General features: G+C 40.8%; 17 protein-coding genes. 4 read left to right on the top strand and 13 right to left on the bottom strand.

Translation table 11 applies throughout. From position 1 onward, the window contains the following. Positions 1-119: 119 nt before the first annotated feature. The 7 genes from BANVL01_RS14205 to BANVL01_RS14175 all read right to left on the bottom strand — a co-directional run bounded on the left by BANVL01_RS14205 (position 120) and on the right by BANVL01_RS14175 (position 8986). Positions 120-1736: a PucR family transcriptional regulator gene (locus BANVL01_RS14205; protein WP_066087447.1), complete on the bottom strand. Its 1617-nt coding sequence runs from the start codon at positions 1734-1736 to the stop codon at positions 120-122. Between the two features lie 78 nt (positions 1737-1814). Beyond that, a complete protein-coding gene (locus BANVL01_RS14200) occupies positions 1815-2033 on the bottom strand; it encodes a hypothetical protein (protein WP_066087452.1) in 219 nt (72 codons plus the stop codon). A 50-nt stretch (positions 2034-2083) separates the two neighbouring features. Beyond that, positions 2084-3502: a dihydropyrimidinase gene (gene hydA / locus BANVL01_RS14195; RefSeq protein WP_066087455.1), complete on the bottom strand. Its 1419-nt coding sequence runs from the start codon at positions 3500-3502 to the stop codon at positions 2084-2086. 21 nt (positions 3503-3523) lie between these two features. Then, the gene (preA, locus tag BANVL01_RS14190) at positions 3524-4810 is read right to left on the bottom strand and encodes an NAD-dependent dihydropyrimidine dehydrogenase subunit PreA (RefSeq protein WP_066087459.1); all 1287 of its coding nucleotides are present in this window, start codon (positions 4808-4810) and stop codon (positions 3524-3526) included. Positions 4811-4832: 22 nt separating this feature from the next. Then, entirely contained in the window at positions 4833-6185 is a 1353-nt protein-coding gene (locus BANVL01_RS14185; protein WP_066096550.1) for an NAD(P)-dependent oxidoreductase, read from the bottom strand. Positions 6186-6735: 550 nt separating this feature from the next. Next, positions 6736-7332 carry a branched-chain amino acid aminotransferase gene (locus BANVL01_RS14180; protein ID WP_066087462.1) on the bottom strand — a complete coding sequence of 199 codons (597 nt, stop codon included), beginning with the start codon at positions 7330-7332 and terminating at the stop codon, positions 6736-6738. A 124-nt stretch (positions 7333-7456) separates the two neighbouring features. Continuing rightward, the gene (locus BANVL01_RS14175; RefSeq protein ID WP_066087465.1) at positions 7457-8986 is read right to left on the bottom strand and encodes a DHA2 family efflux MFS transporter permease subunit; all 1530 of its coding nucleotides are present in this window, start codon (positions 8984-8986) and stop codon (positions 7457-7459) included. A gap of 182 nt (positions 8987-9168) precedes the next feature. Between BANVL01_RS14175 and BANVL01_RS14170 the strand changes: the two genes are divergently transcribed. Further along, positions 9169-10074, top strand: coding sequence for a TetR/AcrR family transcriptional regulator (locus BANVL01_RS14170; RefSeq protein ID WP_066087468.1), 906 nt, complete (start codon positions 9169-9171; stop codon positions 10072-10074). A 43-nt stretch (positions 10075-10117) separates the two neighbouring features. Here BANVL01_RS14170 and BANVL01_RS14165 read toward each other — a convergent pair whose 3' ends face one another. Together BANVL01_RS14165 and BANVL01_RS14160 are read right to left on the bottom strand one after the other, a co-directional pair. Continuing rightward, the gene (locus tag BANVL01_RS14165) at positions 10118-10519 is read right to left on the bottom strand and encodes a hypothetical protein (protein WP_066147905.1); all 402 of its coding nucleotides are present in this window, start codon (positions 10517-10519) and stop codon (positions 10118-10120) included. A 96-nt stretch (positions 10520-10615) separates the two neighbouring features. Further along, positions 10616-11101 (bottom strand): PaaI family thioesterase, encoded by a 486-nt coding sequence (locus tag BANVL01_RS14160; protein WP_066096555.1) that lies wholly within the window; start codon positions 11099-11101, stop codon positions 10616-10618. A gap of 89 nt (positions 11102-11190) precedes the next feature. On the opposite strand from BANVL01_RS14160, the gene pepF reads away from it, so the two are divergent. Both pepF and BANVL01_RS14150 read left to right on the top strand, forming a co-directional pair. Continuing rightward, positions 11191-13005 carry an oligoendopeptidase F gene (gene pepF / locus BANVL01_RS14155; RefSeq protein WP_066087473.1) on the top strand — a complete coding sequence of 605 codons (1815 nt, stop codon included), beginning with the start codon at positions 11191-11193 and terminating at the stop codon, positions 13003-13005. A gap of 120 nt (positions 13006-13125) precedes the next feature. Next, positions 13126-14175 carry a sulfite oxidase gene (locus tag BANVL01_RS14150; RefSeq protein ID WP_066087476.1) on the top strand — a complete coding sequence of 350 codons (1050 nt, stop codon included), beginning with the start codon at positions 13126-13128 and terminating at the stop codon, positions 14173-14175. 60 nt (positions 14176-14235) lie between these two features. Here BANVL01_RS14150 and BANVL01_RS14145 read toward each other — a convergent pair whose 3' ends face one another. Continuing rightward, positions 14236-15216, bottom strand: coding sequence for a VanW family protein (locus tag BANVL01_RS14145; RefSeq protein ID WP_066087477.1), 981 nt, complete (start codon positions 15214-15216; stop codon positions 14236-14238). A 312-nt stretch (positions 15217-15528) separates the two neighbouring features. On the opposite strand from BANVL01_RS14145, the gene BANVL01_RS14140 reads away from it, so the two are divergent. Beyond that, complete coding sequence (locus BANVL01_RS14140) at positions 15529-15951, top strand: hypothetical protein (protein WP_066087478.1); 423 nt, start codon at positions 15529-15531, stop codon at positions 15949-15951. Positions 15952-16097: 146 nt separating this feature from the next. On the opposite strand, the gene BANVL01_RS14135 is transcribed toward BANVL01_RS14140, so the two are convergent. The 3 genes from BANVL01_RS14135 to ftsZ form a co-directional block, all read right to left on the bottom strand. After that, a complete protein-coding gene (locus BANVL01_RS14135; protein ID WP_066087481.1) occupies positions 16098-17078 on the bottom strand; it encodes a proline dehydrogenase family protein in 981 nt (326 codons plus the stop codon). Between the two features lie 179 nt (positions 17079-17257). Beyond that, positions 17258-18103 (bottom strand): hydrogenase small subunit, encoded by an 846-nt coding sequence (locus tag BANVL01_RS14130; protein WP_169803179.1) that lies wholly within the window; start codon positions 18101-18103, stop codon positions 17258-17260. A gap of 269 nt (positions 18104-18372) precedes the next feature. After that, positions 18373-19632, bottom strand: coding sequence for a cell division protein FtsZ (ftsZ, locus tag BANVL01_RS14125; protein ID WP_066087487.1), 1260 nt, complete (start codon positions 19630-19632; stop codon positions 18373-18375). Between the last annotated feature and the right edge of the window lie 186 nt (positions 19633-19818).

Raw genomic sequence — 19818 nt, 5'->3', positions numbered from 1 at the left:
TGATACCATCATTATCTCGTATCGATAGACGGCTTTCATTAGACAATCCGTAAAATAACTGGAAGCATTTCTGCGACAAATTGAATATTCATTTAACATGTTGCTAATAACAGGACGTTTTACAAGGCTTGATTTGCTTTCTTAAACTGAGAAGCCGACAGATAATCATGAACCAAAAGCATAAATTCGATGGCCACCCGTTTTTCATGTTCCATAAAGTCTTCTCCCAAAAGATTTTCGAGTTTATGCAGCCGATGATACAAAGTTTGTCTGACGATAAATAGCTTGTTCGAGGTTTCCTGCTTCGACCCATTACACTCCAAATAGGCTTTTAACGTTTCTAACAATTTGCCATTGTATTGTTGATCATATTGAATGACGGGCTGTAAATATTCAGAAGCCAGTTCATGTAAATCGGTGTGTCTGCTCATTTGCGAAATCAGCCGATATAAATGCAGATCTTCATAAAAATGATAAATTTGTTTGTTCGTCATTTTTTGTTGAATCCGCAGCGTTTCTTTAGCTGTTTGATAGCTCTTATGTACCTCACTCAGTGATTGTATAAACTTACCTGCCGCAATGATTAGCTTTGCCGAAGTTTGCTGGCGGATAAACTCTGAGTCTTGAATTGATTCAATCGCCTTTTTAATCCGTTCCTTTAGATTTTTTTTCGTTCTGTTATTTAACAGAATAAAGGTAATCTCATTTCTTTTTTCAACGAAAAAGACGGCAAAGCCATTTTGTTCAAAAACAGAGCGAAATAATAATTTTAAATAGGTAACATCCTGACTTAATTTTTCCTTAACGGGGATCAGTTTTGTGATTATTACCGCGACATCACTTGTTTTTGGTTTGATTCCATTCTCAACCAGGTATTCGTAAATATCTTCAAGTGAATGCTCGCCGTCAAGCCAGCCGCGCAGCCACTCAAACTCTTCAACGCGCTTTTTTTCCTCCACAAACAAATCTCTTAATAAATGCTGGGCTAATGCGGTTGCCGTTCGATCTAAAATCAACGAATCATATTCACTGATCGGAATATCCTTTGAATAAACAACCAACTCGGCATATTCCTGGCCAAACAAAAAAATCGGCGTCGAGGCAATATGACCATAGGGCTGCGTTTTCGCCTCCTGAAGCTTAGCGATGATGGAAATTTGTTCATGACGGCTGATTTCAGGTACAAATTCATACTCCTGGTTTTTCAAGCGGAAAATGATTTGCACATCCAATGCAGAGAAAATAAATTGAAGAATATCCTCATATGTTTCAATAGTAAGAAGTCGTTTATTTAAGCTCTGAGAATAATTCTCTAAGTCAGAAATCTTCTGGTATTGCTGGTTTATGATGACGGAATGGATGTCCTGTGTAATTTCAACAAACGGCACTTCTTTTTGAAAAACAATGATTGGAAAATGATGATCATTAGCAAGATCAATAACCTCGGCCGGAACCTCCGACATGTAGGTCCCCATCTCAAGGCATAACCCTGCCGCATTGTTTTCAATAAACTCCTTCACCATCGACACAAATAGGTCGACATTATCCTTCCAGGCCACCCCGGTTGACAAAATAAGCTCGTTCCCATTTAAGAGGTTGCGAATACTTGTTACCTCGACAACATGAACCCATTTAACGATTCGATGGATGCCCTCCTCCCCTGCAATCACGATTGATTTTTCAAAGTGCTTTCGTTTCAAAATATCTGCGGTCGTTAATTGAAAATGTTCTTTCATCTGATTAGCACTCCTTGAAAAATAAGACGTGTATTTGGAAAAAGATTGGTTTTTCAACCAACCCCTTTCCCATTTTCATCAATTTTTTGGCTGATTCTGACTAATTAATAGACTGGAAAAATATTTTCTTCCGTTGGCCGTTCCGATCAGTAAAGTTTCAGTGACATTTCCATTTGGGTGCAAAAAGTCAACAGAAGCTCCATTTAAATGTTCTCTTACACCGTAAATTTGGCAGCCCTTTTGGATAAGAAAATCAATCTTGTCACGTTCATCAAGAAATTGTTGATAGTCTGACATCGTATCCCCATCCTGTTCTGAGTTAATATATATAGAAAAGTTGATATTTCTTAGATAGATAAGGTTTCATTTTGATTTAAAGGTGTATTTGTACGATACTTCGCTCGCTTCAAATATTGACCGGAACCTGGTTTACCGACAAACTGCTTTTCACGGACGACATATTCACCGCGCACTAACACAGAAATAGGTTCGCCAGTGACCTGCATGCCTTCAAATGCATTGTAATCTACCGCCATATGATGAGTTTCAGCAGATATAACCCGTTCGACATTCGGATCAAAAATCACAAGATCGGCATCAGTCCCAACAGCAATCGTTCCTTTTTGCGGGTAAAGCCCAAAGAGTTTCGCGGCTCTCGTCGAAGTCAGGTCAACAAACTGGTTCAGACTGATCCGACCCTTCTTTACCCCCTCCGAAAACAAAATCGCTAAGCGGTCTTCAATAATCGGACCGCCATTCGGGATTTTCGTGAAATCATCCCGGCCTAAATCCTTTTGCCCGTTAAAATCAAACGAGCATTGATCGGAGCCGATTGTTTGCAGCTGACCGCTCTTTAACGCATTCCAGAGGGCTTCCTGGTTCCACTTTTCACGGAGCGGCGGCGACCACACATATTTGGCTCCTTCAAAATTTGGCTTTTCTAAATAGCTTTGATCAAGAACGAGATATTGCGGACACGTTTCGCCCCAAACATCGAAGCCCTTGCTGCGCGCCTCAGCAATTTTTTCGGCCGCATCAGCACAGGAAACATGGACCACATATAGCTGCGAATTGGCCAGCCCGGTAAACCTAGCGGCACGGCCCGTTGCTTCGCCCTCTAATTCCGGCGGTCTTGTTAACGCATGATAAATCGGTTCTGTATTCCCTTCTTCGAGTGCTTTCTTCGTTAGATAATCAATGACGTCGCCATTCTCAGCATGGACCATAACCAAGGCGCCAAGGTCTTTTGCGGTGATAAGCGTCTTGAACAAGGTTTCATCGTCTGCCTGGAAAACATTTTTGTAAGCCATAAATACTTTAAACGAGGAAATTCCTTCTTCATTTATGACCTGTGGCAGTTCCTTTAAAACATTCTCGTTGATTTCTGAAATCATTAAGTGGAAGCCATAGTCAATCACGGCTTTGTCCTTCGATTTATCATGCCAGGTTTGAATAGCATTTTTTAGCGGCTCGCCTTTATTCGTTAAGCAAAAGTCTATGACTGTCGTCGTGCCGCCGAAGGCAGCAGCCATTGTTCCCGTTTCGAAATCATCCTTTGTGACCGTGCCGCCAAAGGGCATATCTAAATGGGTGTGCGGGTCAATTCCTCCTGGAAAAACAAGACAGCCTTTGGCATCGATAACCTCAGCGCCAATGGCAGAGAGATTTGAGCCAATTTGCGTAATTTTTCCATCTTCGATTAATAGTTCTGCTTGAAAGGTGTCAGATGCGGTGACAATCGTTCCATTTTTAATGATTTTTTTCATATAATGAATCCTCCTAATCTTTTATTTTGCAACGTCTGCTTTGCACTCAACTGCGACACTTAAGGCCGTTTGGCGATCATTCCAGGTCATTGGCGCCAGCTCTCTAGGTGCTTCAATCATGTCGATTGCTCCATCAACCGGGCAGACAATTGAACATAAATTACAGCCAACACAGTCTTCTTCTCTAACTTTCAGATAGCTTTTTCCATTCACATCTGTAAGCATATCAATGCATTGATGGGAGGTATCCTCACAGGCAATATGGCATTTATTACAATTGATACATACATCCGGATTGATTTTTGCGACAATGTTGTGGTTCAAGTCCAAGTTACCCCAATCGGAGTATTTTGGAACGGATTTTCCAATAATATCGGATACGGCCGCAATCCCTTTACTGTCTAGGTAGTTATTAAGGCCATCAATCATATCTTCAACAATCCGGAAGCCATGGTGCATCGCAGCCGTACAGACTTGAACACCAGTTGCCCCCATCAGCATAAATTCAACCGCGTCCCGCCAATTGGAAATCCCGCCAATTCCGGAAATAGGTACATTGATATGCGGGTGCCTTGCACATTCGGCAACCATATTTAAGGCAATCGGCTTAACCGCGGGGCCGCAATATCCACCGTGTGCCCCTTTTCCGGCCACATGTGGGATGGTATTCCATGAATCAAGATCCACTCCCATTAGGCTATTAATGGTATTGATCATACTTATAGCATCGGCACCGCCATTGCAGGCTGCTTCCGCAGTTGCGGTTATATCGGTAATATTAGGCGTTAATTTAACAATGACAGGAGTTTTCGCTACTTCTTTCGCCCAATAGGTCTGACGTTCAACGAGGGCTGGAACCTGGCCGGAGGCTGAACCCATTCCGCGCTCGGCCATACCGTGCGGACAGCCGAAGTTTAACTCGAGCCCATCAACCCCGACATCTTCAACGCGCTTTACGATTTCATGCCATTTTTCCTGCTTCGGTTCGACCATTAACGAAGCAATAATCGCATGGTTCGGGAATTTCTTTTTCGTTTCATAGATTTCCTTTAAATTGACATCTAATGGACGATCTGTAATCAGCTCAATATTATTAAAGCCTGCGACTCTTTGCCCGTTAAAACCTATCGCGGCAAATCTGGAAGTAACATTTAGGATTGGGTCGCCAAGTGTTTTCCAAACTGCTCCCCCCCAGCCGGCCTCAAATGCTCTTTGAACCTGATAGCCCGAGTTGGTTGGAGGTGCTGATGCCAGCCAAAATGGATTAGGTGATTTTATTCCTGCAAGGTTTATACGTAAATCAGCCATTACTTTTCCTCCTTATGATCAATTATGCTGTTCCCACAACGGTAAATTGCTGGTGAATCGCATAGGCAACATCCTTGCCCTGCTGTGCTGCCGTTACCACCATGGCATCGCCTTTTCCTTTGCCAAAAATCACGTCCCCGCAGGCAAATATTTTGGGATTCGAGGTTTTTAATGTATCTTTATCGACCTTTACGACCCCGCCTTCATGTGTTAGACCAAACTGCTCAATCAAATTCACGTATCTTGTTTGTCCGATTGCTTTGATAACAGCATCTACCGCTAGGACATGCTCCGACCCTTCAATTGCTACAGGTCTCGGGCGTCCATCCTTTTCCGGCTCACCTAGTTCCATCTTGATACACTCAATGCCGGTAACCTTACCATTTTCGTCACCGATAATCCTTTTTGGTGCGGTTAACCAACGGAACTCGACGCCATCTTGTTTAGCGAATTCGTATTCAAAGTCATATGCCGTCATTTCCTCTTCTGTTCTTCGGTAGAGGATTTTGACGTTTTCAGCACCTAAGCGGACCGAACAAGTGGCTCCGTCAATCGCAGTATTTCCGGCGCCGATGACGACAACACGCTTGCCTTGGTAGTCATAAGACAACTCTCCGTCCTTGGTTGCTTTGACAAATTCAATCGCATCAAAGACTCCATCTAGATTTTCACCTTCAATGCCAAGGTTTGGCACATGGGCCATTCCAACTGCTAATACAACCCTATCGAAATTATTAGTTATTTCTTCCGCTGAAATATCCCGGCCGACCATTGTGTTCGTTCTGATTTTGACATTCATTTTTTCAACCTGCTCAACTTCCCAGTAGGAAATCTTCTGCGGCAATCGGAAGGAAACAATGCCGTACGTATTTAAACCTCCAGCTTTCTCGGCTCCTTCAAATATCGTTACATCATAGCCAAATCTTGCAAGTTCACGGGCCGCAGATAATCCGGCAGGACCGCCGCCAATAACGGCAACGGTTTGTCCATTTGATTCACCAGGTTTAAATAGGGTCTGTTCATTTTGAATGGCCCAGTCCGTCGCATATCTTTGCAGATTGCCAATCATAATTGGTTTTGTAGAAGCGTTTAGGACACAGGCTCCTTCACAGAGTTCTTCTGTTGGACAAACCCTAGCACAGCTTGCTCCCACCGGGTTCGAAGACATAATCGTTTTTGCGGATCCAAGAAAGTTCCCGGAGGCAATTTTCTTAATAAAGGTTGGAATATCGATACCTGTTGGACAGGCTTTAATACATGGGGCATCATAACAATAGAGGCAGCGATTGGATTCTTCCACCGCTTCTTGGTTTGTCAGTCCCGGTTCCACCTCTTGAAAGTTTCTTTCAAGATTTGAAAGGGAAATTCGTTGCATTTTTTCAATCGCCAATGCGAAACCCTCCTTTTAATCAATGGTTTATTAACCAAATAGTTCCTTAAAAATGAAAGCGCTTAAATAATTGCCCACCTCTGGTTTCGGAAATAACTCCACTCCCTTCATGTTCATTTATATAGTTTGCAGAATATTCTGCAGCTTATCTTCATTTTACAGACCCACTGTTGGCAATACACCTGACAACTTGTTAAATCATGCAGCTGTTTCATTATCCACTATGTAAAATGATTTGCTTTCTTAAAAAATAGCCTTCTAGTCCATTATTCTGAATTCTCTACAAATTTACCATATAAAAAGTAAGGATATTGTAAAAAAAACTCGAAAACTATCTTTCTTTCTTTTTATCGAAAAAATTCTTTATTCTCTAAACATCAATAGTTCTAACTGAAAAAATCATCTTTCCATCGAAATCAAATGCTTACTTTTTCTAAAGAAAGTTTTCGACATACGTCAAGAATTTTGTCGAATCATCATAAAAAAACAGGCATCGGATTCTCTTCCGATGCCCCTTTCTATCCCTATTTTTTCCTTACTTTTCTTCCGCCGCTTCAGCAAGCTTAAATAAAAACCGATAAATTAATTGAAACGCTTCGCCAATCGTCATTTCTTCCGTAAATCCTTCTACATAATTCAGCGCGAAATTCAGATTCCATAAACCGTCATCATGACTAAACATTAAATCGAATTTTGCTTCTCCGCCTTGTAAATGACTATTCAAATGCTCCTTTAAGGTTTTTTCGAATTTCTTCTGAAGTTTTAATCCTAACATGACGTCATAAGTCCCAAAGACGTCATCCGCCTCTAATGAAACAGCTTCAACTCCAATCAACTCAAACCAATTGGACTCTAAATAAATAAACTCATTTTTATGCTTTTTCAGGTAATCGAGGGACTGCGTTAAGAACGAGGAATTCTCATTCTTTATCATATTTTCTGATGATTTATCACACCGTTCAATATAGGCGTCAGCAAATCGAGTATTAGCATCCTTCTCAACAAAAAGAATTTCGTCCGCGAGCTGATTTTTCACTGCGTATTCTTTTTCTTCTTTATAAATACCAATACCATCAGCATTTTCGTTAGCTCGTTGTACTGTTATGTATTGCATAATGTGGTCTTTTAACATTGCATAGATCCTCCTATAGTACCTTCCTTTGTATTATATTGAGTTTTTTTATATAAAAAAGCAAATATATATCCTCAATTTCAAAAAAAGAGGCGACCTAAACAGTCACCCCTTAGTTTGATATTTAATTTCCCGCTAACTTAGCCGTCATCTTTTTAGCTGCTGACTTAACTTCGCCTGGGTCTTCCGCTTGTTTTGCCCGTTTAATAAAGAAAGCAAGAACGAGTGCAACAACGGCAATACCGGTGGCAATTAAGAATGAGAAATTTATTCCATTTAACATTGCTTGCGCCATAACTTGTTGTTTCATTTCTTGGATTGCAGCCGGAGTCGGCTGTTCTGTAAAGTGTTTCATAGCAGCATCACCGAGTTCTTTCGCCTTGGATGCCGTACGGTTTGTCATAATCGTTACCAATAACGCGGTGCCAATCGCCCCGGCTACCTGGTTCATGGTATTGTTCATGGCAGTACCATGTGGATAGAAACGTGCTGGTAATTGATTCAGACCATTTGTTGAAACTGGCATCATCACCATTGACATACCGAAACTTCTTATTGAGTACAGAATAATTAAATGTGTATAGCTAGTTGTCAGTGTTAATTTGCTAAATCCATAAGTGGTCACGACGATAATTAATAAGCCCAGGATTGCTAAAATCCGTCCGCCAATCTTATCAAATAATTTCCCTGTAATTGGCGACATAATGGACATCAAAATCGCTCCTGGCAGCAGCAAGAGTCCAGCATCCATTGGAGTAATGCCCCTTAGTGTTTGAACATAGATAGGGAGAAGTAACATTCCAGAAAACAAAGCCATATTAACAACCATTGCAATGGCAGATGATAAGGCAAACATTGGGTATTTATAAATTTTGAAATTAAGCAAGGGCTGTTCTTGTTTTAATTGACGTAATATGAACACGATCAAAGAAATAACCCCAATGATTATTGTCCCGTAGACCTGCGGACTATCCCAACCTTTACTACCGGCAGAACTAAATCCATATAGGATTCCGCCAAAACCGATACTGGATAATAGTAAAGAAAGAAAATCAAGACGAATATTAACTTTTTCCTTCTTATCTTTAAGCATGAAAAATCCTATAAATATGACTACAATAGCAATTGGTGTCACAAAGTGGAATAGCATTCTCCAGTCATAATGTTCAATGATCCATCCCGATAATGTAGGTCCAATCGCCGGTGCAGACATTAATATTAATCCGAAAACTCCCATCGCTGCCCCTCTTTTTTCTACAGGGAAGCTAATTAACATAACATTCATTAAGAGTGGCATCAAGATGGCTGAACCAGAGGCTTGGATCATTCGGCCCGCTAATAATATTGGAAAGACATGGGCAAATCCTGCTAGGATGGTTCCGAATGCGAATAATCCCATGGCAGCTAAAAATAATTGCCGGACGGAAAATTTTTGAATTAAATAGGCTGTAGCTGGAATCAAAATTCCGTTTACTAACATAAACCCTGTCGTAAGCCACTGAACAGTTGCCGCTTCAATTTTTAAGTCCTTCATAATTGATGGCAAGGCAATGTTTAGTAATGTGTTATTTAAGAATGCAATAAAAGCCCCAATCATCAAAACCGCAATAATCCCGTACGGTGGACGCTTGGTTTCTTTTATAGTTTGAGTCATTAAATTTCCCCCTATAATATTAGTACATTTTTTTATACCCCTGTTATACACTTAGATATAATATACTCTCAGTTCAACTTTTGCAAGTAAAAAAAACATAAAAATTATGAGTTTGTAATCAGTCTATAAATAAGGTAGTATAAATTTATACAGTAAGTACAAATCCAATTAAAGGTGATATTATGTACAACCGGAAACAAAATGTGATTAAGATGGCACATCAATTATTTGTCGAAAAGGGCTTCCACGCTACCTCGATTCAAGACATTTTAGATTATAGCGGGATTTCTAAAGGGACATTTTATAATTATTTTTCATCCAAAAGCGAGTTATTAATCGGTATTTATAAAACTATTTACAAGGAACTTGAAAAAGAGCGCACTGATTTATTAATGGGCCATGACCGATCAGATATCGAGATATTTATGAAACAACTGGAATTACAGCTGATTGCAAATAAAAAGAATAAGTTAATCGCCCTTCATGAAGAAGTCATGGCTTCCAATGATATCGACCTTAAACAATTCATTCAACGTAGCCGTTTGGGTACACTTCATTGGTTTTATACAAGGTTCATAGATATCTTTGGTGAGGATAAGAAACCATACCTGCTAGATTGCGCCATCATGTTTCAGGGAATATTACAGCATAATCTTCAATATAATCGAATGGCCTTTGAAACAGGGGAAAAAATCAGCCAGGTGGTCCGGTATTGCGTCGGACGTCTAGTAAAAATGGTTGACGAGGTGGCCGAATCCGGCAGTCAATTGCTTGAACCTGGGCATTTGGAAATGTGGCTGCCGTCTTGTAACCACAACAACCGAACATTTAAACAACAACTTCTCAACTTTGCTGTACCGTTGCGGAAAGCGATAACGAAGAATTTCCTTGATGAAGGCGAACAGGAAAAATACATTGAACTGTTAGACTTTATCCAGGATGAATTATTGCATGGACAAAAGCCCCGGAAATTTCTAATTGAAAGTGCACTGGTATCTTTGCATAGCAATTCATTTTGGAAAAAAGAATTGAAGCAACTGGAAGAGCTGATTGATGAATACTTTAAGCAGTTAGAGGAAGTGCACTAAATAAATTTACCCCTAATCAATTGATTAGGGGTTTTTACTGGCTTTATGTACCGCTGTCACTAGTAAACAATGCTTGCTGAACATCCCAAATGATGAAATATTTCGAGTATTGCCTGGTTTCAACTATAGCCTCTCTATCGTCTTGAACAAAGATTAATCCCGAACCCATTTGTTCTTCATATATCCAGCCTTTTGACTTCATAAATTCCTTAACGATATCATAGCGACTATCCCCGATATTTTTCGATAAATACCGGCTGCGTTTTTCAGTTTTTGAGAACTCCACGTACTCAGAATCGAAAAGATGCAGTTTCATGGCTGATACCATTAATGGAACTGGATTCCCCTCTTGAAATAGGACAGACCCAAAAGAACTAATAATAATGGCTGACCCAATCGCCAATATAATAATGAAGGTTATAAATATTCTTTGCAGCTTCCCCATCCGTTTTCCTCCCGATCAAGCCTCTCATACTTAATTAGACGGCTAAGGGGTGGGTTTTGTTTCAAAATGGGATATTTCAGTTTTATTACAAACGATTTATTTGTTGGTTAAAAAGGTACTTGGCATGACGACAGCAACGACCTCACCACGAGCACAAAGAATATCATTTGCAAAAACCTCAGTTTCCACCTTAAATTTTTTCGGATGAATCTCCTTGACAATTCCAACAGCCTTTAATGGTACACCATGTGGAGTAGGTCTAAGAAAATTGACATTTAATGAAGCGGTTACAAAACGCGGCGGGTCACCTTTTTCTCCCGGCTCATGACCGTTTTTCCGATGCAGCGCCAAGGCTGCGGAACCTGTTCCATGGCAATCGATCAGCGAAGCAATAACTCCGCCATAAACAAATCCCGGCAATGCGAGATGCGCTTGCTCAGGTGTATAAATCGTCACCGTTTGCTCCCCGTGCCAGCCGGTTCGAAAATGATGTCCCGCTTCATTCAAGCGGCCGCAGCCGTAACACCAAGCAAAATCGTCCGGATACTCATCTTGAATGGCATTTACTATTTTTTCAACCAAAGTGATTCCCCCTTTTTCAGAAAAGTATAACATATTTCTCATCCTATGATACTATTTAGTAGTACGAAATAGTAAAGGAGGAATTTGAAATGAAAAAAACAGTTGAAAAAAGACTTACACGGGCAGAAGTACCGGAGGAATTGACATGGAACCTCGTCGATTTATTCCCGTCTGAACAGGCTTGGGAAGCTGAGTTAGAAGTGATCGACCAAGAAGTCTTACAGTTTGAGAAATTTAAAGGTACTTTACATACTGGTCCAAATGCTTTACTTGATTGTTTAAGTGCCCAAGAACAGCTTTTGATGAAACTAATTAAGGCTGGGACTTTCGCAAGCCTAAAACAATCGGCTGACGGAACCGATCCGCTTAATCAGGCAAATTCAGCTAAATTCTCGGCCCTTCGTACAAAAACGATGGCGGCCTTGTCGTTTATTAACTCAGAAATTCTTGCACTTGAGGAAGGGACAGTCGAAAAATATCTTCAAGAAGAACCTGGACTTGATGATTTCCGAAAAAATCTGCTCGAGCTGCTTGAAACAAAAAAGCATATCCTTTCACAAGAAACGGAAGAAGCACTTGCAGCACTTGGCGAACTTCAGGGAGCTCCATACCAAATTTATCAAATGACCAAATTAGCTGATATGGATTTTTCTTCGATTGAGGATGGAGAAGGAATTGAACTTCCTGTATCGTTTGCCTTATTTGAAAACCGTTACGAATTCTCACCTAATACAGATGTTCGCAGAAAAGCATACAACTCGTTTGTTTCTACGCTAAAGCAGTATAAAAATACCATGGCCGCTACGTATGCAGCTGAGGTAAATAAGCAAGTTACGCTCGCCCGCCTGCGGAAGTACGAGTCTGTTACACATATGCTGTTGGAACCGCAGCAAGTAACACTTGAAATGTATAACAATCAGATTGACATCATTTATAAAGAGTTAGCACCTCATATGCGCCGATTTGCCCAATTAAAGCAAAAGGTTTTAGGTCTTGATCAGCTATTTTTCTGTGATTTAAAGGCCCCTCTTGATCCTGACTTCAATCCGGAGACGACCTATGAAGAAGCAAGTCAAGTAATCTTTGACTCTCTCCGAGTAATGGGACCTGAATACACTGCTATTATCGAGCGCGGTTTTAAAGAGAGATGGGTTGACCTCGCAGATAATGTCGGGAAATCAACCGGTGCTTTCTGCTCTAGTCCATATGGTGCGCATCCATACATTCTGATTACTTGGCAAGACAACATGCGCGGCTGCTTCACCCTGGCACACGAATTCGGCCATGCGGGACATTTCTATTTAGCAAATAAAAATCAACGAATTATGAATGTCCGTCCCTCCATGTATTTCGTAGAAGCCCCTTCAACAATGAATGAAATGTTATTGGGCCAGCATTTACTCACCGGGACGGAAGATAAGCAAATGCGCCGCTGGGTAATCTTGCAGCTGCTAGGAACCTATTATCATAACTTTGTCACCCATTTACTTGAGGCGGAATATCAGCGCAGGGTGTATGCTCTTGCTGAAGCTGGCAAAGCCCTTACAGCACAGACATTGACTGAAATCACCGGAGCGGTCCTTTCTGAATTCTGGGGGAACTCTGTTGAAATTGATGAGGGTGCGGGCTTGACTTGGATGCGGCAGCCTCATTATTACATGGGCTTATATCCATACACTTACTCCGCAGGCTTAACGGCATCAACTGCAGTTGCGCAAATGATTCAGGAAGAAGGTCAGCCAGCCGTTGACCGATGGCTTGATGTCCTTCGAGCAGGCGGCACAATGAAACCGCTGGAACTCTTAAAACATGCAGGCATAGATATGTCAACACCAGACCCCATCCGCAAAGCAGTTGCATATGTTGGCTCATTGATAGATGAATTAGAACGGTCATATGAATAGTTTAAACACTAAGGTGTCAGGCACCATGTGAATTTTTCACATAGTGCCTGACACCCTTTTTTTAAAATTTTAAATGAATCCCGAGCATACTTATTATTAATCACTTTTTAGGAGGTTATCATGCCGAAGCCATCGTTAATTGTCCGGAAGTTAGACCCGGAAAACAAAGAAACACCGATTCAGTTTATTGAGTCTGGTCCTATTGACAATAAGTTGTTTTTTCGCAGAAATCACTTTTCCTACCCTAGTCTCTCACAAGTAAGCTATTGGCTCCCTGTCAATGGATTAGTTAACCATCCAAAATTGTTCTCTCTGGAGGAGATTCGAATGCTGCCTTCGAGAACGGTTAAAGTTGTCCTCGAATGTGCCGGCAATAAGCGTCATTTCTTGGAACCGAAAGTGTATGGAGAACAATGGGAAAAAGGAGCAATTAGTGAAGGTTATTGGAAGGGCGTTCCGCTAAGAGATATCCTTAAGCTAGCAGGAATCAAGCAAAGTGCTAGGGAAGTTTTAGTCGAGGGCTATGACAGTGGTTTAAGAACAGACACAGATAAAATCTTTACTTTCTCCAGGAGCCTGCCCTTGGAAAAAGCGATGCACCCCGACACCCTCATTGCCTATGAGTATAATGGGCAGCCAATTCCATTTAAGCATGGGTATCCATTAAGATTAATAGTTCCACAGTGGTACGCGATGGCCTCGGTAAAATGGATAAGGCAAATAAGTGTAATAGGGTCAGGATTTAACGGCCCTTTTCAATCTGTCGATTATGTTTATTATCCCAATAAAGAAACCGATGCGGACGCTTATCCCGTAACGATCCAAAATGTAAATTCCACCATTCAAAAACCACTAAATATGGAAATTCTCAATACCGGAAAGCACCTGATTAAGGGAATTGCCTGGACTGGCAAAGGTGTGATTACAAAAGTGGAAATCAGTTTGGACCATGGTAAAAACTGGTCTAGCGTGGAGATTGGGGAACCTGCTAATCACGGTTATGGGTGGACCTCCTGGACATATGAATGGTCGGTAACCAAAAAAGGAGAATACACTATCATGACAAGAGCAGCCGATTCCCATAATCGAACCCAGCCCGAAAACCCCTTCTGGAATCAAAAAGGCTACGGCCACAACGCCATCGATAAAATTTGGGTAAAAGTGGAATAAGGTGTCAGGCACCATGTGATTTTTTTCACATGGTGCCTGACACCCCTTAATGTGACACCTTTAATTCGCTTTTTTAAGCTGGCTTTGATAGGCGAGTGATGTTCTTACTTCAATTGTTAATGTGCCTTTGCCGTAGATGGTTTTTATTAGGAATGGGACTCCGGTTGTGTTTTGAAACTGAAAGTCCGGTCCACCATAGGAAACTGTCGCATCCCTTCCTGCTGGAACATAGCCGACAGATAAGGAATGATGATGTTTCTCTACATACTTCACGCCTAATTTGTCAACAGCATTGAATAAGGTGGAAGATGTCTGGCAAATGCCACCGCCAACTCCATCTACTAATTTCTTGTTGACAATTTCTTTCGCTATTTGATATCCATGGGCGGCATCACTCGGGCCCACAGTCGTATTAAATGAAAAAGTATCCCCGGTGCCAACAATGATATTATGAATAGCTTGTGCCGAGAGCTCAATATTTTTTGAACGGCCAACGACCGCACTGCTAAATTTTGTCGTAAAGGATGCGACAGCTACTTCATCTAAATGGGCAGTGTCCTCCGGCTTATAGCCGCTTTCAGTCACATATATGGGCAGCTCGACATCACCGCCCACTACTGATGCCTCCATCAGCTTTTCAACCAACTCGGATTCCTCTAAGATGATTTTTGGCTTTCCTTTGATAATTTGACCATTGGCGTCCAGCCTATCTAAAATCATTCGTTGGTCATATCCAGGCGACTGATTGGTTCCCCGCGCCAGCTCCTTAGCCCACTTCTCTATTTCCTTTTTATATGTGTCATTGTCTGCCCCAAACCCCATATCTACCGGTAGAAAGGATTTGACGATATCCTTCGTATTAGGGTCGATGACATTTACCACAATAGACTTCGGTTCCTCTTCTTTCTTTGGTTCATCCTGGGGCTTCTTCTCAGACTGCTTTTGCGGTTCGTTTACCTTTCCTTCTAAAGACTTATCTTTTGCTGGCTTTTCTGTACATCCAGCCAACCCTATTAAACTACTAATTAAAAGTATTAACATGATGCACGTCCGTTTATGGATTTTCCGCAACTTCTCCACTTATCCTTTCATTAAAATGGTCTACAACAAAAATACAAATGGAGGCAATCGGCTCCCACTCACCTATCCTATTCCGTTCAGCCTGTCCATATTACTTCAACATCTCCATTAATCTGGAGCCAAGGCTGATTGTATATACAAGTTGGTATTTCGACATAAACCTACAATAAACGAAAGATGCCGAGCAAAGGTTTTTTATTTATGGTATAATAAAGTTATCTGATTCGCTTTTTCAGCCTGGATGAAGAAATAAATGTAAAAGGAGGATTTTTCATGGAACATTCAATTGAAACAGTTTATTTCTTGGAAAACCCTGAGAAGAATATTGTGAAATTTGCAACCGGCACCCAGCTTCGTTACGAGGATATAATAAAAGAGGTTTTTGGTGTGGCTAGTATCAATGATTTACAAATGATGATCCAGTATAACAAAAGTTTTCAAAATAGCATTTGTAATAGCCATGGAATCAGCGAAAAGAAGATTACACTTGATAAAATCATTCGAATTGCCTCTAAAGTGGATATGCTTCTATTAAAGAAACAATTAATGGACCAAGAGAGACTTAGCATGGGCGAATACCTTAATGAGACCACCCCCATCACATGCCCCTTTGATCACATGATAAAACTGCAAGAGGGAATTTTCCAATGGGATGACCATGACTTTTCATATAACTCAGTAAACTCAGGTGCCTGACACCTTTGTAGTTAACAAAGATTAACATACAAAGGCATGGTTCTTTTTTTTAATATTAAAAGCTGACGACAAAAAACCGCCGGAAGTATGTTCCAGCGGTTTTTTTGATGACAGCTTTTTCGATAACAAGCTGATTTATCGTAAATTTATCTACGTTTTTTAGTCTTCTTCGTCATTCTCCCTAATAAAAACGCTCCTGCCGCTACGCCGAGGACGGTGTTGGTTTTTTTGTTAAATACTTGTTTAGCTACAAGATTTAAGTTTTGCGGTCTTTCTGCAAGGCGTCTCATGAAATAACCATACCAGTCCTTTCCAAAAGGCACATAAGTACAGAAGTTGTAGCCCTCGCTTGCTAGTTTTAGCTGAAGGTCTTTTCTGAAACCATAAAGCATTTGGAATTCGAACTTTTCTTTGGGAATGTTATTCTTTTTAACAAATTCTTTTATATGATTAATGATTTGATGATCATGGGTGGCAATCGACGTAAATTTTCCGTTCTTCAGATGCCATTCGGTAATCTTAATAAAGTTCGCATCGATATCTTTTTTATCCGGGTATGCTATTTCTTCTGACTCTTTATAGGCACCTTTTACAATCCGAATCCGGAAATTTCGATATTTCTCAAGATATTCTTGTGCCTGGCGGAAGTAAGACTGAATAACGGTTCCGACATTCTCATATTCAAGCGAAAGATCTTCTAAAAGATCAAAAGTCGGCTGCAGGTGGCTGTAGTCTTCCATATCGATATTAACAAAAATTCCATAATTATTTGCTCTATCGACAATTTCTTTGACGTTGTTTAAACAAAAGTGATAGTCAATATCCAACCCTAATTGTGTCGGCTTTAAAGAAATATGTGCATCGACTTGATGCTTATGAATCGCTTCAATTACCTTAAGAATTTGTTCTCTCGCTTCTTCTGCTTCTTCTTCTTTGAAGACGAATTCACCTAAGTTATCGACAGTACAAGAGATTCCGTGGGCATTAAGCTCTTTAATACTTTTGATAGCTTCTTCTATATTGGTGCCGGCAACAACGGTTTGCGCTCCCATTTTTAACCCATACTTTTTAGCTGTATTATTAAGAAATTGATTTTGGGATAAACCCATGAAAAAATCTTTTAACATTACGATTTCCCCTTGCAGTTAAATTTACAATTTCATTATAGCATACGCTTTCAATAAAAATTATTTTTCGAATATTGCCAATTTAAAAAAGTAAGAAACGTAATATCCAAAGGTTTTGAACAGTTAAATGGCTTACAAAAAAGGTGTCAGGCAATCCACGCCAGACAACCTTCTATCGGTCACTTTCTCCTTTTAGCGCAAAATCCTCCTTTATCCCAGAACCCATTTTCAGAGCAGCCGATGCAAGAAAACCCTGCTCCGATACAGCGGTCATAACCAATCGATTCACATGCATTAAATGCCGAGGGGCCTTTGCAGCCTAATTTGAACAAACAGTAACCCCTTCTCGCCCCTTCATCATCATAGGACTCGGCAAATAACTTTTGGTCAAAGAAGGCTTTCCGATGGCAGGTCATATGGACGGTTTTTTGATAGAAAATTTTTGGACGGAGCTTTTTATCAAGCTCTGGCAGTTTACCATGAAAATGTACATTTAGTAGTGTTCCGATAATGACCTCTGGAATCGGCGGGCACCCTGGTACAAGTGCAACAGGTACATCCTCAGGAAGAACCGCCCGAATATCGACTGCATTTGTTGGATTAATACCAGCTGCCGGTATGCCGCCCCATGCCGAACAGCTCCCAAAAGCAATGACAGCCTTTGCATTTTTGGCTGCATTGATTATTTCTTCACGAACAGATTTGCCGGCAATCATAAGAAATTCGTCACTGCCGGGAATTCCGCCCTCAACCGCAAGGACATATTCACCCTGGTATTTTTTAAAAATTAACTCTTTATGTTCTTCAACTTGCCGGCCGCTTGCTGCTGAGAAAAGTTCACTGTATTCCAAAGAAATAAAATTTAAGATGGTTTCCAATGTTGTTGGTTCAAAAGAACGAGTAAACGCCTCTTTACAGCCTGTACAATCAAGCGCACTTATCCATATTACAGGGAGGCGGGTATCAGATTTTCCCACCATTTCTTCCGTAACGTTGATTGCCTCTAACCAATTGTATGTGGACATAATTTCAATCTCCTCCATCGTGATTTTTCAGAAAATATTGTTCAGTATTTCACAAAAGGCAATTTATTTAATCACTCGCCCATGACATTGAGCGCTTATATATGAAGTTTATGGCTTTAATAAAGCGTTTGTCCATGTGTTTTGCAAATGTTTAAAAAATGTTCTTTAAAAGGTTTCCAGCATGTAAATACGGGAATTCGAGATTTTATCCATATAAAAAAAAGCTGCCGAGTATTTCTCAGCAGCCTAGTTTTTGAAGCTAACAGTTATTAATTATTCCTTCTGTTTCGATTCCGCAAGAAGGCAGGGATATCCAGTGACTTTTCCGGCTCTTGCTCGTACCAGCTGCTATCACCGCGCGATTCTTTTGTCTCTGGTTTATTATCCTCATTATTATACAGCGTTCCTTCCGACTTCCCCCATTGCCCGTGACCGTTTTCATGGGTTGATTTCTCTGATTCCTGCCTGCCATAATAATAAACTGGTTCCTCCTGTTTTGTCCTTTCACGTCTAGGAGGAGACTGGAAATTTGACTTTGGCATTGCTTCCCTTGAGGATTTGGAAGCTGGTTTCTCTTTATCCATAAATCCGGTGGCAATGACCGTTATCATGATTTCATCCTTATAATTATCGTTAATGCTCGAACCGAAAATCATGTTCAAATCCTTATCAGCAGCAGAAGCGACAATATCCGCCGCCGCTTGTACCTCAAACAGACTCAAATTACTGCCGCCTGTAATGTTCATTAAAACACCTTGTGCTCCATCGATAGAAGTTTCAAGTAACGGGCTGGAAATCGCCTTTTTGGCTGCATCGACAGCGCGATTTTCCCCCTTTGAAACCCCAATCCCCATTAATGCAGTCCCTTGATTAGACATAATCGCTTTCACGTCAGCAAAATCAAGATTAATTAATCCAGGGACAGCAATTAAATCAGAAATCCCCTGCACACCTTGACGAAGAACATTATCCGCTTCCCGGAATGCTTCAACCATCGGTGTTCTTTTATCGACAATCTGTAATAAGCGATCATTTGGCACAATAATTAAAGTGTCAACTGCTTGCCTCATTAACTCAATGCCGCTGGATGCATTTAATCGGCGCTTATGGCCTTCAAATCCAAACGGACGTGTGACCACACCAATCGTTAGGGCACCAAGATCACGGGAAATTTGCGCTATTGCCGGAGCTGCCCCAGTTCCCGTTCCGCCGCCCATTCCGGCTGTAACGAAAACCATGTCTGCACCTTTTAGTACCTCTTGGAGCTGATTTTTGCTCTCTTCCACTGCTTTGCTTCCAATTTCTGGATTGGCACCTGCTCCTAAACCTCTTGTCAACGAGGCACCAATTTGCATTTTAATCCCGGCTTTCGATAGATTAAGAGCCTGGGCATCCGTATTCACAGCAATAAATTCGACACCCTGAACACCGTCCTCAATCATTCGGTTTACAGCATTATTTCCGCCGCCGCCTACACCAATTACTTTAATTTTAGCTGCTTGATCTATGTCCATGTCAAAGTCCCACATTTTTCTTCCTCCTATTTTCCATTCACTAGTATAAAAACTATAGCGATATATTTATGCTGGATTAGCTACTTTACATAAAACATTCTTATCTAGATATTTTACCAATATAATAGCGGTTTTTATATAGTCCTCTAGACATTCCTTTTAAAAAAATGTCAAGGAGCATCCATTTTGTTAAATGGATTT

This window comes from Neobacillus novalis NBRC 102450, assembly GCF_001591805.1.
Lineage (GTDB): Bacteria > Bacillota > Bacilli > Bacillales > Cytobacillaceae > Neobacillus > Neobacillus novalis.
The sequence above is the reverse complement of the archived record's forward strand: the minus strand, read 5'-3'. Positions and strand labels throughout refer to the sequence as shown.

Bases quoted from the DNA above. Each gene is read 5' to 3' on its own strand.
- BANVL01_RS14205 (WP_066087447.1), bottom strand. From the start codon at position 1,736: ATGAAAGAACATTTTCAATTAACGACCGCAGATATTTTGAAACGAAAG.
- BANVL01_RS14200 (WP_066087452.1), bottom strand. From the start codon at position 2,033: ATGTCAGACTATCAACAATTTCTTGATGAACGTGACAAGATTGATTTT.
- hydA (WP_066087455.1), bottom strand. From the start codon at position 3,502: ATGAAAAAAATCATTAAAAATGGAACGATTGTCACCGCATCTGACACC.
- preA (WP_066087459.1), bottom strand. From the start codon at position 4,810: ATGGCTGATTTACGTATAAACCTTGCAGGAATAAAATCACCTAATCCA.
- BANVL01_RS14185 (WP_066096550.1), bottom strand. From the start codon at position 6,185: ATGCAACGAATTTCCCTTTCAAATCTTGAAAGAAACTTTCAAGAGGTG.
- BANVL01_RS14180 (WP_066087462.1), bottom strand. From the start codon at position 7,332: ATGTTAAAAGACCACATTATGCAATACATAACAGTACAACGAGCTAAC.
- BANVL01_RS14175 (WP_066087465.1), bottom strand. From the start codon at position 8,986: ATGACTCAAACTATAAAAGAAACCAAGCGTCCACCGTACGGGATTATT.
- BANVL01_RS14170 (WP_066087468.1), top strand. From the start codon at position 9,169: ATGTACAACCGGAAACAAAATGTGATTAAGATGGCACATCAATTATTT.
- BANVL01_RS14165 (WP_066147905.1), bottom strand. From the start codon at position 10,519: ATGGGGAAGCTGCAAAGAATATTTATAACCTTCATTATTATATTGGCG.
- pepF (WP_066087473.1), top strand. From the start codon at position 11,191: ATGAAAAAAACAGTTGAAAAAAGACTTACACGGGCAGAAGTACCGGAG.
- BANVL01_RS14150 (WP_066087476.1), top strand. From the start codon at position 13,126: ATGCCGAAGCCATCGTTAATTGTCCGGAAGTTAGACCCGGAAAACAAA.
- BANVL01_RS14145 (WP_066087477.1), bottom strand. From the start codon at position 15,216: ATGTTAATACTTTTAATTAGTAGTTTAATAGGGTTGGCTGGATGTACA.
- BANVL01_RS14140 (WP_066087478.1), top strand. From the start codon at position 15,529: ATGGAACATTCAATTGAAACAGTTTATTTCTTGGAAAACCCTGAGAAG.
- BANVL01_RS14135 (WP_066087481.1), bottom strand. From the start codon at position 17,078: ATGTTAAAAGATTTTTTCATGGGTTTATCCCAAAATCAATTTCTTAAT.
- BANVL01_RS14130 (WP_169803179.1), bottom strand. From the start codon at position 18,103: ATGTCCACATACAATTGGTTAGAGGCAATCAACGTTACGGAAGAAATG.
- ftsZ (WP_066087487.1), bottom strand. From the start codon at position 19,632: ATGTGGGACTTTGACATGGACATAGATCAAGCAGCTAAAATTAAAGTA.